This window comes from Streptomyces sp. NPDC048192, assembly GCF_043202415.1.
Classification (GTDB): Bacteria; Actinomycetota; Actinomycetes; order Streptomycetales; family Streptomycetaceae; genus Streptomyces.
The window spans coordinates 11,941-28,746 of record NZ_JBIDAL010000025.1; the positions used below are offsets into that span (position 1 = coordinate 11,941).

At 71.0% G+C, this 16,806-nt stretch carries 11 protein-coding genes; 7 read left to right on the plus strand and 4 right to left on the minus strand.

Annotated elements, in window-relative coordinates; genetic code table 11:
- Positions 1-82: 82 nt before the first annotated feature.
- The 3 genes from ACGFZN_RS36900 to ACGFZN_RS36910 all read left to right on the plus strand — a co-directional run bounded on the left by ACGFZN_RS36900 (position 83) and on the right by ACGFZN_RS36910 (position 2,910).
- Positions 83-955 (plus strand): ComF family protein, encoded by an 873-nt coding sequence (locus ACGFZN_RS36900; protein WP_393862845.1) that lies wholly within the window; start codon positions 83-85, stop codon positions 953-955.
- A 312-nt stretch (positions 956-1,267) separates the two neighbouring features.
- On the plus strand, positions 1,268-1,960 hold the full coding sequence (gene hpf, locus ACGFZN_RS36905) for a ribosome hibernation-promoting factor, HPF/YfiA family (RefSeq protein WP_393862846.1): 693 nt from the start codon (positions 1,268-1,270) through the stop codon (positions 1,958-1,960).
- Positions 1,961-2,163: 203 nt separating this feature from the next.
- Positions 2,164-2,910, plus strand: coding sequence for a response regulator (locus ACGFZN_RS36910; RefSeq protein ID WP_393862847.1), 747 nt, complete (start codon positions 2,164-2,166; stop codon positions 2,908-2,910).
- A 15-nt stretch (positions 2,911-2,925) separates the two neighbouring features.
- Here the strand turns inward: ACGFZN_RS36910 and ACGFZN_RS36915 are convergent, their stop codons facing one another.
- Together ACGFZN_RS36915 and ACGFZN_RS36920 are read right to left on the minus strand one after the other, a co-directional pair.
- Entirely contained in the window at positions 2,926-4,101 is a 1,176-nt protein-coding gene (locus ACGFZN_RS36915; RefSeq protein WP_393862848.1) for a winged helix-turn-helix domain-containing protein, read from the minus strand.
- Positions 4,102-4,150: 49 nt separating this feature from the next.
- Complete coding sequence (locus tag ACGFZN_RS36920) at positions 4,151-4,777, minus strand: GNAT family N-acetyltransferase (protein WP_393862849.1); 627 nt, start codon at positions 4,775-4,777, stop codon at positions 4,151-4,153.
- Positions 4,778-5,029: 252 nt separating this feature from the next.
- Between ACGFZN_RS36920 and secA the strand changes: the two genes are divergently transcribed.
- Positions 5,030-7,840 (plus strand): preprotein translocase subunit SecA, encoded by a 2,811-nt coding sequence (gene secA / locus ACGFZN_RS36925; protein WP_393862850.1) that lies wholly within the window; start codon positions 5,030-5,032, stop codon positions 7,838-7,840.
- A gap of 143 nt (positions 7,841-7,983) precedes the next feature.
- Here the strand turns inward: secA and ACGFZN_RS36930 are convergent, their stop codons facing one another.
- Positions 7,984-8,508 carry an Rv3235 family protein gene (locus ACGFZN_RS36930; protein ID WP_393862851.1) on the minus strand — a complete coding sequence of 175 codons (525 nt, stop codon included), beginning with the start codon at positions 8,506-8,508 and terminating at the stop codon, positions 7,984-7,986.
- Positions 8,509-8,837: 329 nt separating this feature from the next.
- Here ACGFZN_RS36930 and ACGFZN_RS36935 point away from each other — a divergent pair, with 329 nt between their 5' ends.
- Together ACGFZN_RS36935 and ACGFZN_RS36940 are read left to right on the plus strand one after the other, a co-directional pair.
- Positions 8,838-9,350, plus strand: a complete 513-nt coding sequence (locus ACGFZN_RS36935; RefSeq protein ID WP_393862852.1) for a DUF6912 family protein — start codon at positions 8,838-8,840, stop codon at positions 9,348-9,350.
- Between the two features lie 80 nt (positions 9,351-9,430).
- Entirely contained in the window at positions 9,431-10,099 is a 669-nt protein-coding gene (locus ACGFZN_RS36940; RefSeq protein WP_393862853.1) for an HAD family hydrolase, read from the plus strand.
- 460 nt (positions 10,100-10,559) lie between these two features.
- On the opposite strand, the gene ACGFZN_RS36945 is transcribed toward ACGFZN_RS36940, so the two are convergent.
- Positions 10,560-11,126: a DJ-1/PfpI family protein gene (locus ACGFZN_RS36945; RefSeq protein ID WP_361979270.1), complete on the minus strand. Its 567-nt coding sequence runs from the start codon at positions 11,124-11,126 to the stop codon at positions 10,560-10,562.
- Positions 11,127-11,828: 702 nt separating this feature from the next.
- Here ACGFZN_RS36945 and ACGFZN_RS36950 point away from each other — a divergent pair.
- Positions 11,829-16,766, plus strand: coding sequence for an NAD-glutamate dehydrogenase (locus ACGFZN_RS36950; RefSeq protein ID WP_393862854.1), 4,938 nt, complete (start codon positions 11,829-11,831; stop codon positions 16,764-16,766).
- Positions 16,767-16,806: the final 40 nt, after the last annotated feature.

Consider the following 16,806-nt stretch of genomic DNA (forward strand, 5'->3'; position numbering starts at 1 on the left):
CGGTACGCGTTTTCGCGCGTTGTCCACAGGACGTTGTCCACAGGGGTGGCCGGGGCGCTGCGGCGTTGGCACAGTGGTGCCCATGCGGGGGTGGTGGCAGGACTTCACCGACCTGGTGTTGCCGGCCGACTGCGCGGGCTGCGGAGCACCTCGTACGGCGCTCTGCCCGCGCTGCCGGGCCGCGCTGTACGGACGCGCGCCGCGGCGGGTGCGGCCGGTTCCGGAGCCGGCCGGCCTGCCGGTGGTGCACGCGGCGGCGGCGTACGCGGAGGAGGTGCGCGCACTGCTTCTCGCGCACAAGGAGCGGGGCGCGCTGGCCCTCGCGGGAGCGCTGGGCACGGCACTGGCGGGGGCCGTGCGGGCGGGGCTCGGCGGGAGCGGCGCCGGTGTCCCGGGCCGTGCCGCTGCCGGGGGCGCCGGGGCCGTGCTGCTCGTCCCCGTCCCGTCGGCCCGGTGGGCGGTGCGGGCGCGTGGGCACGATCCGGTGCGGCGGATGGCGCTCGCGGCCGCCGGTGAGCTGCGGCGCACCGGCACGCCGGCCAGGGTGGCGGCCGTGCTGCGCCAGCGGCGGCCGGTGGCGGACCAGGCCGGGCTGGACGCGCGGCGGCGCCTCGCCAACCTCGCGGGCGCGCTGGAGGTGACGGCGGGCGGCGGCCGGCTGCTCGGCACGGGAGATGTCGTGCTGGTCGACGACCTGATCACGACCGGCGCCAGCCTCGCGGAGGCGGCGCGGGCCGTCCGGGAGGCGACGGCGGAGCGAACCGGAGTGAGAACAGTCGTGTACGGAGCCGTAACTCGGGAAGGAAGGGATGAACGACGGACCGGAGCGCGAGAGGAGAGCCGGAACTGGGTGCATGGTGCATCGGAAAAGGCGGCCGGGAACACCGTCCGGCATGCCCTCCGTGCGGCTGTGATCGCCGCTCCGCGGGATTCTTTCGAAATAAACAGGAACTGACCGTCGACCTGCATCGTTGCAGGTAGCGAGAGGGGAATTTCACCTGAACGGGGGTACGCCGGAGTAGAGGGTGACGACATCCGTCCGGGCGAGATATGTTCGGTTGTGAGGAAAGGCGCAGGCCACACCTCTCATATCCGAATGCCGTGTCACGGGTTTTGGGCAATCACCCGTGCCGGTGGGGTGGAGATCTCGCCCACGGGGGAGGAGGAGGTGGAAGTCACCGAGTCCGAGGTCCGGTGCTCACCGGACCTGGTGCGAAAGGGAGATGCTCCGCCGACCGAGCGGAGCGATCCGGGAACGGAGTTCTGCGTGGACATCGTCGTCAAGGGCCGCAAGACCGAGGTGCCCGAGCGGTTCCGCAAGCACGTGGCCGAGAAGCTGAAGCTGGAGAAGATCCAGAGGCTCGATGCCAAGGTGATCAGCCTCGACGTCGAGGTGTCCAAGGAGCCCAACCCCCGACAGGCCGACCGCTGTGACCGAGTGGAGATCACGCTCCGCTCCCGCGGTCCGGTGATCCGGGCGGAGGCAGCGGCAAGCGACCCGTACGCGGCACTCGACCTGGCTGCGGAGAAGCTGGACGCCCGGCTGCGCAAGCAGCACGACAAGCGTTTCTCCCGCCGAGGCGCACGCCGGATCTCGGCGGCCGAGGTCCCCGACCACGTACCGGGCGCGGCGACGCTGAACGGAAACGGTCTCCCCGTCGAGGAGGAGGAGACGGACGGCGTACCGACGAAGAAGATCGGTTCGCTGGAGGTCAAGGGGGAAGGCCCCCTCGTCGTCCGCGAGAAGACGCACGTCGCCGCCCCGATGAGCCTCGACCAGGCGCTGTACGAGATGGAACTGGTCGGCCACGACTTCTACTTGTTCGTCGACGCGGAGACGAAGGAACCGAGCGTCGTCTACCGCCGCCACGCCTACGACTACGGCGTCATCCACCTCAGCACGGACCCGATGGTCGCTGAGGCGCAGCCCCCCGCCGCAGGTGGCACGCTGGGCGGCTGACCGACCGGGTCCCACGCGAGCAGGTGCCCCTGGAAGCGCGTGTGCGCCCCCAGGGGCACCTGTGTGCGACCGGTTCACGCCTCGCACGTCACCCCGGTGTCGCCCGGGCATGAAATCATGGCTGGACCGGCCCAATCGGTGGGCCGCTGCCTTGGGTTGGCGATGGCACAGGACCACAGGCCACAGCCTCAGGGGGAGGAACGATGGCGGACACCTTCGGACCGATGCGGGACGAGGAGGACGACGACGGTGTCATCGGCACGGGCCCTGACGCGGGCTCCGCACGCGCGGAGCCGATCAGAGTCCTGGTCGTGGACGACCACGCCCTCTTCCGGCGCGGCCTGGAGATCGTGCTCGCGGCCGAAGAGGACATCCAGGTCGTCGGCGAGGCCGGCGACGGCGCCGAGGCCGTGGACAAGGCCGCCGATCTGCTGCCCGACATCGTGCTGATGGACGTCCGCATGCCCAAGCGCGGCGGCATCGAGGCCTGCACCTCCATCAAGGAGGTCGCCCCCAGCGCCAAGATCATCATGCTGACGATCAGCGACGAGGAGGCCGACCTCTACGACGCGATCAAGGCGGGTGCGACCGGATACCTGCTCAAGGAGATCTCCACGGACGAGGTGGCGACCGCCATCCGGGCCGTGGCCGACGGGCAGTCGCAGATCAGCCCGTCCATGGCGTCCAAGCTGCTCACCGAGTTCAAGTCGATGATCCAGCGGACCGACGAGCGCCGCCTGGTGCCCGCGCCGCGGCTGACCGACCGGGAGCTGGAGGTGCTCAAGCTCGTCGCCACCGGGATGAACAACCGGGACATCGCCAAGGAGCTGTTCATCTCCGAGAACACCGTGAAGAACCACGTCCGCAACATCCTGGAGAAGCTCCAGCTGCACTCCAGGATGGAAGCGGTGGTCTACGCGATGCGGGAGAAGATCCTCGAGATCCGCTAGCCGTGGCACCCGCCTCTAGGCGAGGGCGCGCTCCAGCTCCCGCGTGAGCGGCTCGCGCAGGGCCGGTGCGTCCACCTGCTCCACACGGACGTCCGTGCAGTTCACCCAGGTCGCCGCCTCGATGAGGGCCTGGGCGACCGCCGGGACCGCCCTCGCGTCGTCCACGGTGACCTGCCGGGCCACCAGCGTGCGCCCCTCACGCGCCGGGTCGACCCGCCCGACCAGCCGGCCGCCCGCGAGCACCGGCATCGCGAAGTAGCCGTACACCCGCTTCTGCCGGGGCACATACGCCTCCAGCCGGTGGGTGAAGCCGAAGATCCGCTCCGTGCGCGCCCGCTCCCAGATCAGGGAGTCGAACGGCGACAGCAGCGTGGTCCGGTGCCGGCCGCGCGGCGGTGCCGCCAGCGCCGCCGGGTCGGCCCAGGCCGGCCTGCCCCAGCCCTCGACCTCCACCGGCACCAGACCCGAGTCGGCGATCACCGCGTCGACCTGCTCGCCCTTGAGGCGGTGGTAGTCGGCGATGTCCGCGCGCGTGCCCACTCCCAGGGACTCGCCGGCCTGCCGGACCAGGCGGCGCAGGCACTCGGCGTCGTCCAGCTGGTCGTGCAGCAGCGCGTCCGGGACGGCGCGCTCGGCGAGGTCGTACACCCGCTTCCAGCCGCGCCGCTCGACGCACACCACCTCGCCGTACATCAGCGCGCGCTCCACCGCGACCTTGGTGCCGGACCAGTCCCACCAGTCGCTCGTCTTCTTCGCGCCGCCCAGCTCCGTGGACGTCAGCGGTCCTTCCGTGCGCAACTGCTTGATGACCTGGTCGTACACACCCTCGGGCAGCTCGTGGTTCCAGTGCGGGCGGTCGCGGTAGGCGCGGCGGCGGAAGGCGAAGTACGGCCACTCCTCGATGGGCAGCACGCACGCAGCGTGCGACCAGTACTCGAAGGCGTGGGTGTCCTTCCAGTACGCCGCCTCGACCGCCTTGCGGCCGACCGCGCCGAGCCGGGCGTACGGCACCAGCTCATGGGAGCGGGCGAGGACCGAGATCGTGTCGAGCTGGACCGCGCCGAGATGGCGCAGCACCCCGCGGACGCCGGCCCGCCGGTCGGGCGCGCCGAGAAGTCCCTGGGCCCGCAGGGCGATGCGGCGGGCGTCGTCCGCGGTGAGCGTGGTGGTCGGGCGCGGAAGGGTCGTCATGCCCCGGACGATAGAGGGCGCCACTGACAGTCCGCCGTGACCTGCGGTTTCACCGGGCGCGGGCGGGCAGGTACGGCGCCGTGGAGGGCAGACTCAGGTCCGAGGGGAGCAGGGAGCCGACCCAGCAGTCCCGGCGCACCCCCTTGTTGTTGATCGCGGCGCGCAGCGTGCCCTCCATGGTGAACCCCGCGCGTTCGGCCACCGCGCGGGAGGCGCCGTTGCCCACCTCGGCGCGCCACTCGACCCGGTCGACGCCGACCTCGGTGAAGATCCACCGGCAGGCGGCGAGCGTGGCCTCCGTGACGTGGCCGCGGCCGCGGTGCTCCTTGGCCGCCCAGAAGCCGATCTCCGCCACGCCGAGCGAACGCATGGTGAGACCGAGCATGCCGGCGAGTTCCCTGCCGCCTTCGTCGCCGGCCCCGCTGCCCGCGCGGTCCTCGCGGGCGCCTTCCGTGGCGCGGAGGAACACGCCGAAGGTGAACATCGAGCCCTGTGCCCAGCCGTCGGGGACCAGCTGCTCGGTGAAGCCGCTCGCGTGCTCGGGCAGATACGGCGACGGCACGGTGGTCCAGCGCTGGATGTCGGGGTCCTGCACGGCGTCGTACACCGCCTGGGTGTCGAGCGGGCCGACCGTGCGCAGGAGCAGTCGGTCCGTGGTCAGTGTGACGGGTTCCATCGGCCGATTGTGCTGGAGTTCCCCCGGTCGGGCCATCGATTTTCGCTGTACGTGATCGAGTGATCACGATTCGCGCAAGACGTTGCCGGAACGCGGCACCATCCGCGTGGCCCGTGCGTTGTCCCGGATGAGAAAGCCGTCGGCTCGCCGGGCCTCCCGGCCCAGCCGGGTCCTCGCATACGATGGCCGTTGCTCAGTACGTCAAATGGAAACCGACCGTCCCAGGCCCGACCGGCAAGGAGACAAACCCCCGTGTCCGTCCTCTCGAAGATCATGCGTGCAGGCGAAGGCAAGATCCTGCGCAAGCTGCACCGCATCGCGGACCAGGTCAACTCCATCGAAGAGGACTTCGTGAACCTCTCCGACGCCGAGCTGCGGGCCCTCACCGACGAGTACAAGCAGCGGTACGCCGATGGTGAGAGCCTGGACGACCTGCTCCCCGAGGCGTTCGCCACCGTCCGCGAGGCCGCCAAGCGCGTGCTCGGGCAGCGGCACTACGACGTGCAGCTGATGGGCGGTGCCGCCCTCCACCTCGGCTACGTGGCCGAGATGAAGACCGGTGAGGGCAAGACCCTCGTCGGTACCCTGCCCGCTTATCTGAACGCCCTGTCCGGCGACGGCGTCCACATCGTCACGGTCAACGACTACCTGGCCGAGCGCGACTCCGAGATGATGGGCCGCGTCCACAAGTTCCTGGGCCTGGACGTGGGCGTCATCCTCGCCAGCATGACCCCGGCGCAGCGCCGCGAGCAGTACAACTGCGACATCACCTACGGCACGAACAACGAGTTCGGCTTCGACTACCTGCGCGACAACATGGCGTGGTCGAAGGACGAGCTCGTGCAGCGCGGCCACAACTTCGCGATCGTCGACGAGGTCGACTCCATCCTCATCGACGAGGCCCGTACGCCGCTGATCATCTCCGGCCCGGCCGACCAGGCCACGAAGTGGTACGGCGACTTCGCCAAGCTGGTCACCCGCCTCAAGCGCGGCGAGGCCGGCAACCCGCTCAAGGGTGTCGAGGAGACCGGCGACTACGACGTCGACGAGAAGAAGCGCACGGTCGCCATCCACGAGTCCGGTGTCAGCAAGGTCGAGGACTGGCTGGGCATCGACAACCTGTACGAGTCGGTGAACACCCCGCTCGTGGGCTACCTGAACAACGCCATCAAGGCCAAGGAGCTCTTCAAGCGCGACAAGGACTACGTCGTCATCGACGGCGAGGTCATGATCGTCGACGAGCACACCGGCCGTATCCTCGCCGGCCGCCGCTACAACGAGGGCATGCACCAGGCGATCGAGGCGAAGGAAGGGGTGGACATCAAGGACGAGAACCAGACGCTCGCGACGATCACCCTGCAGAACTTCTTCCGCCTCTACAAGAAGCTCTCCGGCATGACCGGTACGGCGATGACCGAGGCCGCCGAGTTCCACCAGATCTACAAGCTCGGCGTGGTCCCGATCCCGACCAACAAGCCGATGATCCGCAAGGACCAGTCGGACCTGATCTACCGCACCGAGGTCGCCAAGTTCGAGGCGGTCGTCGACGACATCGCCGAGAAGCACGAGAAGGGCCAGCCGATCCTCGTCGGCACGACTTCCGTCGAGAAGTCGGAGTACCTCTCGCAGCAGCTCAGCAAGCGCGGCATCCAGCACGAGGTGCTGAACGCCAAGCACCACGAGCGCGAGGCGCAGATCGTCGCACAGGCGGGCCGCAAGGGCGCCGTGACCGTGGCCACCAACATGGCCGGCCGTGGTACGGACATCAAGCTCGGCGGCAACCCCGAGGACCTCGCCGAGGCGGAGCTGCGTCAGCGCGGCCTTGACCCCGAGGAGCACATCGAGGAGTGGGCCGCGGCCCTGCCGGCGGCGCTGGAGCGCGCCGAGGCCGCGGTCAAGGCCGAGAAGGAGGAGGTCGAGGCGCTCGGCGGTCTCTACGTCCTCGGCACCGAGCGGCACGAGTCGCGCCGTATCGACAACCAGCTGCGCGGTCGTTCCGGCCGACAGGGCGACCCCGGCGAGTCCCGCTTCTACCTCTCCCTCGGCGACGACCTGATGCGCCTGTTCAAGGCCCAGATGGTCGAGCGCGTGATGTCCATGGCCAACGTGCCGGACGACGTGCCGATCGAGAACAAGATGGTCACGCGCGCGATCGCGTCCGCGCAGTCGCAGGTCGAGCAGCAGAACTTCGAGACCCGTAAGAACGTTCTGAAGTACGACGAGGTCCTCAACCGGCAGCGCGAGGTCATCTACGGCGAGCGGCGCCGGGTGCTGGAGGGCGAGGACCTGCAGGAGCAGATCCAGCACTTCATGGACGACACCATCGACGCGTACGTCCACGCGGAGACCTCCGAGGGCTTCCCCGAGGACTGGGACCTGGACCGGCTGTGGGGCGCCTTCCGGCAGCTGTACCCGGTGAAGGTCACCATCGAGGAGCTGGAGGAGGCGGCCGGCGACCGGGCCGGGCTGACCGCCGAGTTCATCTCCGAGTCCATCAAGGAGGACATCCACGAGCAGTACGAGGCCCGCGAGGCGCAGCTCGGCTCCGAGATCATGCGTGAGCTGGAGCGCCGGGTCGTGCTGTCGGTCCTCGACCGCAAGTGGCGCGAGCACCTCTACGAGATGGACTACCTCCAGGAGGGCATCGGCCTGCGCGCGATGGCGCAGAAGGACCCGCTGGTCGAGTACCAGCGTGAGGGCTTCGACATGTTCACCGCGATGATGGAGGGCATCAAGGAGGAGTCCGTCGGCTATCTGTTCAACCTGGAGGTCCAGGTCGAGCAGCAGGTCGAGGAGGTCCCGGTCGAGGCCGCGGAGGCGGTCGGCGAGGGCGTGCCGGACACGGTTCCGGCGCAGGCCGGGGCGCGGCCGGAGATCCGGGCGAAGGGTCTGGACGTTCCGCAGCGGCGCGACCTGCACTTCTCGGCGCCGACCGTGGACGGCGAGGGCGGCATCGTGGAGCGCGACCTCGAGGACGAGGAGCCGGTGCGCTCCGAGGCGGACGGTCTGACGCGCGCCGAGCGGCGGCGGCAGGCGAAGGGCGGCCGGCGCCGCAAGAAGTAACGCGCCGTCGCCCACGGGCCGGAGAAGCAACACGCCCATCGGCACGGGTTGTTGCCGCAGGGAGAAGGGCCGGGTTCCTTTCGGGACCCGGCCCTTCCGCGGTCGCGGCGCCCGCCGCGACTACGGGCGCCGCACCTGCGGACCTACGGCCGCGACCCGGTCTCCACGGCCGTGCAGCGCCAGCGGAGGTCCCGGCCGCGTTCCAGACGGAAGGCCAGGGCGCGGAGCCGGTCGCCGGCGGCGATGCGGGCGAACACCTCGAGGGTGCCCTCGCCGGCGACGTAGTAGCCGATGTCGTGGACGACCGGACGGGCCCCACGGGTACGCAGGGGGCTGCGCTCGGCGAGGCGGGCCAGGTCGTCGTAGGCGCGGCCCGCGGTGTGCCGGAGCATCCAGTGGACGGGCCGCTGACCGCTCAGGACGGCCAGCAGGCGGTCGGCGAAGAGGTCGGTGGGGCGGTGCGGCGGCGGGACGGCCGGCGGCGCCGTGCGGACCGCGCTCGGGCCCGCGGGCGCGGGCGGTGGCGTCTCGCGCCTGTTGCCGACCGGCGGCTTGCGGGGCGGGGCGCCGCCCGGGCGGCGGGTGTCGTGGCGGGTCGGCGGGCGGTGGCGCGGCTGCGGGGTGCGGCTCGTCGCCCTGGGCAGGGTGCGGCTCATGACCTTGTTCATGGGGTCCCCGTTCGGCGGGCCCGGACGTACCGGGCGGTAACTCGCTGGTGGGGATCTTGTACGGGGCCCGCAACCGGGTGGCAAGGACGGCGGGGACGTGGCGGCGGCGCCCGAGCGGTTCACCTATCCGAGGGACGCGGGGGCCGCCGGGCCGCGGAACGCAGCGGGTGCGCCGGGTGAACGCCGGGCGCGGGGTGGACGGCTTCCCGCGTGTGGGCACAGACCCGAAAGGGGACGGGCACACGTATCCTGAAGGCCCTCCGGGAGACGCGGCAGCCGGCCTTCCCGGGGCCACAGCGGAGCCTTTTGAGCAGGAAAGAGCGGCCAGCATGCGCGTCTACGTCCCCCTGACCCTTCCCGGTCTCGCCGAGGCGCACAAGACGGGCGAGCTGGGGACCGGACCGTTCGCCGCGTACGCCGTCACCCCCGGGCTGCGCGAGTGGTACCTCTCCGAGGACATCGAGGAACTGGAGTACGCGGCGCTCAGCCGCGCCGCGCTGGCCTCGCTGCGGCTGCTGGCGGCGGACCCCGATGCGGTACGGCGCCGGGTGGTGGTCGCGGTGGACGTGGCCGACGCCGCCGTGCGCGTGGACCCGGACCGCGCGCTCGACCCGGCCGCGCTCGGCGAGGTGACCGTGACGGCGACCGTGCCGCTCGCCAAGGCGGCCGCGGTGCACGTCGACGCCGATGACGCGGAGCAGGACGTGGCCGCGGCGGCCGAAGCGCTCCCGGCGGCCGACGGCGGGGACGACGACGCGCAGTTCGTCGTGGACGGTGCGGAGGATCACGAGCTGCTGTGGTACGCCACGCAGGAGATCCCCAACCTGGTCGGACTGGCCTGATCACGCCCACGCCCCCGCGGGGGCCGCGCGCGGGCGCCGGTCCGGCGCCGTTGTCAGTGGCGGCGGGTACGGTCTTTGGCATGGGGATGCAGGCAAACGCGCACATCGTCTGGGACTGGAACGGCACGCTGTTCCACGACAATGACGCGATCATCGGGGCGACGAACGCGGCCTTCGCCGAGCTGGGGCTCGCGCCGATCACGCTGGAGCAGTACCGGGCGCTGTACTGCGTGCCGGTGCCGAAGTTCTACGAGCGGCTGCTCGGGCGGCTGCCGACCGATGCCGAGTGGGAGCTGATGGACCAGGTCTTCCACCGGTACTACGCCGAGCACCGGGCGCGGTGCGGGCTGACCGAGGGCGCGGAGGCGCTGCTCTCGGGGTGGCGGTCGGCGGGGGGAAGCCAGTCGCTGCTGAGCATGTACGTGCACGAGGAACTGGTGCCGCTCGTGCGGGGGTTCGGGATAGAGGCGCACTTCCTGCGGGTCGAGGGGCGCACGGGGCCGTCCGGGGGCAGCAAGGCCGCGCACATGGTCCGGCATCTGGGGGCGCTGGGCGGGATCGTGGAGCCTGCGCGGACCGTGGTGATCGGGGACGCGGCGGACGACGCCGTCGCGGCGCGGGAGGTGGGAGCGCGGGCCGTGCTGTACACCGGGGGATCGCACAGCCGGGCCAGCCTCGAGCAGGTGGGGGTCCCGGTGGTGGACACGCTGGCGGAGGCGGTGGAGGAAGCCCAGCGAATAGCGGCGTAACCGACTCCGCCACCGCCCGGCCCCGGCCCACCGGCGCCCTGTTCAGCTCGCCGGCGCCCTGGCCGGCCCACCGGGCGTCCTGGCCGGCCCACCGGCGCCGTGTCGGCCCACCGGCGCCCTGGCTGGCCCACCGGGCGTCCTGGTCGGCTCACCGGTGCCCTGGTCGGCCTACCCGGGCCTTGGCTGGCCCACCGGGCGCCCTGGCCCGCCCTCCGGCGCCCTGGCTGGCCCACGGGCACCTTGGCTGGCCCACCGGCGCCGGGTCGGCCTACCGGCGCCTTGGCCCGCCCTCCGGGCCCTGGCTGGCTCACCGGCGCCTTGGCCCACACACCGGTGCCTTGGCTGGCCCACGGGCGCCGGGTCGGCTCACCGCCGCCCTGGCCCGCCTACCGGCGCGCTGGCCGGCTCACCGGCGCTTTGGCCCGCCTGCCGGCGCCCTGGCCTGCTCACCGCGTCCTGCTCAGCTCGCCGGGGCCTTGGAGCGGAGTACCTTCAGGAACTCGCGCATCCAGGTCGGGTGGTCGGGCCAGGCGCGGGAGGAGACGAGGGTGCCGTCGACCACCGCTTCGGTGTCCTGGAAGCTCGCTCCGGCCGCCTGCATGTCCGGCTCCAGCGCGGGGTACGCCGTGACCCGGCGGCCGCGCAGGCTGTCGATCGCCGCGGTGAGCAGGGGACCGTGGCAGATCTGGGCGACCGGCCGGTCGGAGTCGAAGAACGCCTTGAGGATCTTGCGCAGTTCGGGGTCGTTGCGCAGGTACTCCGGGGCCCGGCCGCCGGGGATGACGAGGGCCGCGTACTCGCCGGGGTCCACGTCGGCGAAGGCCAGATCGGCGGGCCAGGTGTAGCCGGGCTTCTCGGTGTAGGTGTCGTAGCCGGGTTCGAAGTCGTGGACGACGAAGCGCAGGGTCTTGCGGGACGGGGCCGCGATGTGGACCTCGTAGCCCTCCTCGCGAAGGCGCTGGTACGGGTAGAGGACTTCCAGGGACTCCGCCGCGTCGCCGGTGACGATCAGGATCTTCGTGGGCATGTCGGCTCCTCCGGGTGCTCCGGTGCTCCTGTACTGCCGGCGCGCACGGCCCGCGCGCTGTCCGCACGCGCTGTGTGCTCCGTGCGCTCCGTGTGCTCCTGTGCGGGACTCGCTGTCACTGGCAACGTGCCAACACCGGGCATGCTTGCCAAGGGGGACGGTCGCCGTTCGGGCCCATGTCCTGCTCTCAGGGTGCAGTCGGGGTCGGTGCGGCGCGACCGGGACACCCACACGCGTCACCCCCCTCCGGATACGTCACCGCGGCCCGCCCCACCCCTGTGCAGAACGTCAAACTTGACCCCTCGGTTTTGTACACATACGGCTCATGACGGGCCCCCGGTAAGGAGCGATAGCCTTGTGGCGTGATCAGCGCGATATCTCGCGGGGGCGACGCTGCCCCTGCCCTGCGCCCGGGTTGCACGGAGCACCTCCGTGACCGGGCGGCGGTCGCTGGTCTTCGCGGGCGGGACGGGGCCGTGGCAGCCCCGGGGACGCCGAGGACACCCCTGGAGACGGTGGCGCCGAGAGCAGCGTCACACCCGACGGGCGTATCGAGAATGGCTGAAATCCCCCCGCTCATCTCACCTCGCGGCATAGCGTCGATGCGGACCGGAGACCCCGGGCCGTGGCGTCGAGCCGGAGGGAAAGAGACCGTACTTCCTTCTACGTCACGCAACGGCGCGCGACAGGAGTCAGAGGACAATGCAGACCAAGCTGGACGAAGCCAAGGCCGAGCTGCTCGAGAGGGCTGCCCGGGTAGCTGAGAACAGCCCGGTCGGGGGGCACCTACCGACCGGGACCGCGGGCGAGGGCTCTCCGGACACCTCGGACAGCGAGTCCGTGCTCGCGTTCCTCCAGCGCTACTACCTGCACACCGCCCCGGAAGACCTCACCGACCGCGACCCGGTCGACGTCTTCGGCGCCGCGGTCTCGCACTACCGTCTCGCCGAGAACCGCCCCCAGGGCACGGCGAACGTGCGGGTCCACACCCCGACCGTGGAGGAGAACGGCTGGACCTGCAGCCACTCGGTCGTGGAGGTCGTCACCGACGACATGCCCTTCCTCGTCGACTCGGTCACCAACGAGCTGACCCGGCGCGGGCGCGGCATCCACGTCGTGATCCACCCCCAGTTCGTCGTCCGGCGCGACCTGACCGGCAAGCTGATCGAGGTCCTGACCGACCCGCCGGGCGGCGACCTGCCGCACGACGCGCACGTCGAGTCCTGGATCCACGTCGAGATCGACCGGGAGACCGACCGCGCCGACCTGAAGGAGATCACCGCCGACCTGCTGCGCGTGCTCAACGACGTCCGCGAGGCGGTCGAGGACTGGGAGAAGATGCGGGACGCGGCGACCCGGATCGCCGCCGGCCTGCAGAGCGAGCCCCTTCCCGGCGACCTGCCCGCGGCCGAGGCCGAGGAGGCCCGCGAGCTGCTGCGCTGGCTGGCCGACGACCACTTCACCTTCCTCGGCTACCGCGAGTACCAGCTGCGCGAGGACGACACGCTCGCCGCCGTCCCCGGCACCGGCCTGGGCATACTGCGCTCGGACCCGCGCCATGCCGAGGACGAGAAGCACCCGGTCAGCCCCTCCTTCGAGCGGCTGCCGGCCGACGCCCGCGCCAAGGCCCGCGAGCACCGGCTGCTCGTGCTGACCAAGGCCAACAGCCGCGCGACCGTGCACCGGCCGTCGTACCTGGACTACATCGGCGTCAAGAAGTTCGACGCGGACGGCAACGTCGTCGGCGAGCGCCGCTTCCTGGGCCTGTTCTCCTCCGCCGCCTACACCGAGTCCGTGCGCCGCGTCCCGGTCATCCGCCGCAAGGTCGACGAGGTGCTGGAGCGCGCAGGGTTCTCGCCCAACAGCCACGACGGCCGCGATCTGCTGCAGATCCTGGAGACCTACCCGCGCGACGAGCTGTTCCAGACGCCCGCCGCCGAACTGCAGTCCATCGTCACGAGCGTCCTCTACCTGCAGGAGCGGCGCCGGCTGCGGCTCTACCTGCGCCAGGACGAGTACGGCCGCTACTACTCGGCCCTCGTCTACCTGCCGCGGGACCGCTACACCACCGGGGTCCGCCTCAGGATCATCGACATCCTCAAGGAGGAGCTCGGCGGCGTCAGCGTCGACTTCACCGCCTGGAACACCGAGTCGATCCTCTCCCGGCTGCACTTCGTCGTCCGCGTCCCGCCGGGCACCGAGCTGCCCCAGCTGTCGGACGCCGACAAGGAGCGCATCGAGGCCCGCCTGGTCGAGGCCGCCCGTTCCTGGGCCGACGCGTTCGCCGAGGCACTGACCGCCGAGTGCGGCGAGGAGCGCGCGGCCGAGGTGCTGCGCCGTTACAACAACGCCTTCCCCGAGGGCTACAAGGCCGACCACACCCCGCGCGCCGCGGTCGCCGACCTCGTCCACCTGGAGCAGCTCAGCGAGGACAAGACCTTCAGCCTGAGCCTGTACGAGCCGGTGGGCGCGGGACCGGAGGAGCGCCGGTTCAAGATCTACCAGAAGGGCGGCACCGTCTCCCTGTCCAAGGTGCTGCCGGTGCTCAGCCGCCTCGGCGTCGAGGTCACCGACGAGCGGCCGTACGAGCTGCGCTGCGCGGACCGCACCACGGCGTGGATCTACGACTTCGGCCTGCGCATGCCCCAGGCGACGAGCGCGGGCGGGGACCTCGGCGACGACGCCCGCGAGCGCTTCCAGGAGGCCTTCGCCGCCACCTGGACCGGCAAGGCGGAGAACGACGGCTTCAACGCGCTCGTGCTGAGCGCCGGGCTGACCTGGCGGCAGGCGATGGTGCTGCGCGCCTACGCCAAGTACCTGCGGCAGGCCGGCTCGACCTTCTCGCAGGACTACATGGAGGACACCCTCCGCAACAACGTCCACACCACCCGGCTCCTCGTCTCCCTGTTCGAGGCCCGGATGTCCCCGGACCGGCAGAAGGCCGGCCTGGAGCTGATCGACGCCCTCCTCGAGGAGGTCGACGCGGCCCTGGACCAGGTGGCGAGCCTGGACGAGGACAGGATCCTGCGGTCCTTCCTCACCGTCATCAAGGCGACCCTGCGCACGAACTTCTTCCAGGAGGCGGAGGGCGGCAAGCCGCACGACTACGTCTCCATGAAGTTCGACCCGCAGGCCATCCCGGACCTGCCGGCGCCCCGCCCGGCGTACGAGATCTGGGTGTACTCGCCGCGTGTCGAGGGCGTGCACCTGCGCTTCGGCAAGGTCGCGCGCGGCGGCCTGCGCTGGTCCGACCGGCGCGAGGACTTCCGCACCGAGATCCTCGGCCTGGTCAAGGCGCAGATGGTGAAGAACACGGTCATCGTGCCGGTCGGCGCCAAGGGCGGCTTCGTCGCCAAGCAGCTGCCGGACCCGAGCGTGGACCGCGACGCCTGGATGGCCGAGGGCATCGCCAGCTACAAGATGTTCATCTCGGGCCTGCTCGACATCACCGACAACATGGTCGCCGGCGAGGTCGTGCCCCCGCAGGACGTCGTCCGGCACGACGGCGACGACACCTACCTGGTCGTCGCCGCCGACAAGGGCACCGCCACCTTCTCCGACATCGCCAACGGAGTCGCCGAGAAGTACAACTTCTGGCTCGGCGACGCCTTCGCCTCCGGCGGCTCGGCCGGCTACGACCACAAGGGCATGGGCATCACCGCGCGCGGCGCGTGGGAGTCCGTGAAGCGGCACTTCCGCGAGCTGGGCGTGGACACCCAGACCGAGGACTTCACGGTCGTCGGCATCGGTGACATGTCCGGTGACGTGTTCGGCAACGGCATGCTGCTCTCGGAGCACATCCGTCTGGTCGCCGCCTTCGACCACCGGCACATCTTCATCGACCCGAACCCGGACGCGGCCACCTCCTACGCCGAGCGCCGCCGGCTGTTCGAGCTGCCCCGCTCCAGCTGGGCCGACTACGACACCGAGCTGCTGTCGGCGGGCGGCGGGATCTTCCCGCGCAGCGCCAAGTCGATCCCGGTGAACGCCCACATCCGCGAGGCACTGGGCATCGAGGACAAGGTCACCAAGATGACCCCGGCCGACCTGATGAAGGCCATCCTCAAGGCGCCGGTGGACCTGCTGTGGAACGGCGGCATCGGCACCTACGTGAAGTCGTCGGCCGAGTCGCACGCGGACGTCGGCGACAAGGCCAACGACGCCATCCGCGTCGACGGCAGCGACCTGCGGGTGAAGGTCGTCGGCGAGGGCGGCAACCTGGGCCTGACCCAGCTCGGCCGGATCGAGTTCGCCATGCACGGCGGCAAGATCAACACCGATGCGATCGACAACAGCGCCGGCGTGGACACCTCCGACCACGAGGTGAACATCAAGATCCTGCTCAACGGTCTGGTCGCGGACGGCGACATGACCGTCAAGCAGCGCAACAAGCTGCTCGCCGAGATGACCGACGAGGTCGGCGCGCTGGTCCTGCGCAACAACTACGCGCAGAACACCGCGATCGCCAACGCCCTGTTCCAGGCCAAGGACATGCTCCACGCCCAGCAGCGGTTCATCCGCCACCTGGTGCGCGAGGGCCACCTGGACCGGGCGCTGGAGTTCCTGCCGACCGACCGCCAGATCCGCGAGCGCCTCGCCCAGGGGCAGGGCCTCACCGGCCCGGAGACCGCCGTCGTCCTGGCGTACACGAAGATCACGGTCGCCGAGGAGCTGTTGCACACCACGCTCCCCGACGACCCGTACCTGCGGGGCCTGCTGCACGCCTACTTCCCGACGGCCCTGCGCGAGAAGTTCGCCGAGGCGATCGACAAGCACCCGCTGCGCCGTGAGATCACCACGACCGTGCTGGTCAACGACACGGTCAACACGGGCGGTACGACCTATCTGCACCGCCTGCGCGAGGAGACCGGCGCCTCCCTGGAGGAGATCGTCCGGGCGCAGACCGCGGCCCGCACGATCTTCCGCTCGGCGCCGGTCTGGGACGCGGTGGAGGAGCTGGACAACAAGGTCGACGCGGCCGTGCAGACCCGGATCCGGCTGCACTCGCGCCGGCTCGTCGAGCGCGGCACGCGCTGGCTGCTCAACAACCGGCCGCAGCCGCTCCAGCTCGCCGAGACGGTCGAGTTCTTCGCCGAGCGGGTCGAGCGGGTCTGGCAGGAGCTGCCCAAGCTGCTCAGGGGCGCCGACCTGGAGTGGTACCAGCAGGTGTACGACGAGCTGTCCGCGGCCGGCGTCCCGGACGAAGTGGCCACGCGCGTGGCCGGGTTCTCCTCCGCCTTCCCGGCGCTCGACATCGTGTCGGTGGCCGACCGCATGGGCAAGGACCCGCTGGACGTCGCCGAGGTGTACTACGACCTCGCCGACCGGCTCAGCATCACGCAGCTCATGGACCGCATCATCGAGCTGCCCCGCAACGACCGCTGGCAGTCGATGGCCCGCGCCTCCATCCGCGAGGACCTGTACGCGGCGCACGCGGCGCTCACCGCGGACGTCCTCGCGGTCGGCAACGGCACCTCCACGCCGGAGCAGCGCTTCAAGGCCTGGGAGCAGAAGAACGCGCCCATCCTGAGCCGGGCGCGCACCACCCTGGAGGAGATCCGCGGTTCGGAGACCTTCGACCTCGCCAACCTGTCGGTGGCGATGCGGACGATGCGGACGCTCCTGCGCACGCATTCGTAGCCGTACGGCAGTCAGAGCGCCCCGGGCCGACGTCGCATCG